Source organism: Campylobacter sp. BCW_4341, assembly GCF_001764255.1.
GTDB lineage: Bacteria > Campylobacterota > Campylobacteria > Campylobacterales > Campylobacteraceae > Campylobacter_D > Campylobacter_D jejuni.
In genome coordinates this window covers 1,548-2,010 of sequence record NZ_MKAH01000050.1, presented here as the reverse complement: position 1 = coordinate 2,010, position 463 = coordinate 1,548, and the positions used below count along the sequence as shown (strand labels likewise).

The 463-nt window shown below is 28.7% G+C and carries 1 protein-coding gene; it reads left to right on the top strand.

Translation table 11 applies throughout. From position 1 onward, the window contains the following. Positions 1 to 409 (top strand): hypothetical protein (locus AJN70_RS08330; RefSeq protein ID WP_261670001.1); only part of this gene is annotated, 409 nt, incomplete at its 5' end. Positions 410 to 463 lie beyond the last annotated feature (54 nt).

Below are 463 nucleotides of genomic sequence, written 5' to 3'. Positions count from 1 at the left end.
AAGGGGCGGTGTTGAATTTGAGTATTCTTTTGATAATGAAAAAGAAGCCATTGATAAAATGTTGCAAGAAAATTATTGGCATAAATATCATGATATCAAAGACATCAAAGAATATCTAACAAAAGAAGTAGCACTAAGAATCATCAAAGAAGAAAAGTTAGAAGTGATTTGGTATGATGAAGCACTTAAACCTTTATGTGCAGGTATCAAACACGATAAACAAAGAGATAAATATATTTCTTTTATCACTAATGCTAAAGCAGAAATTATAGAATACAAAAGTATTGAGTTTGATGGGGATAGATACAGTGAAACTTTTGAAAGAATAATTAACGATGAATTTATAGCCCTTTATGCTCTTATCAATCGTGCTAGAATGATTAAGCAAAATAGAATCAGTTTTGTGTAAATGTTTCAAGGTTAGGCTTTATCAAACAAATACCATAATAAAGGATAAAAAATG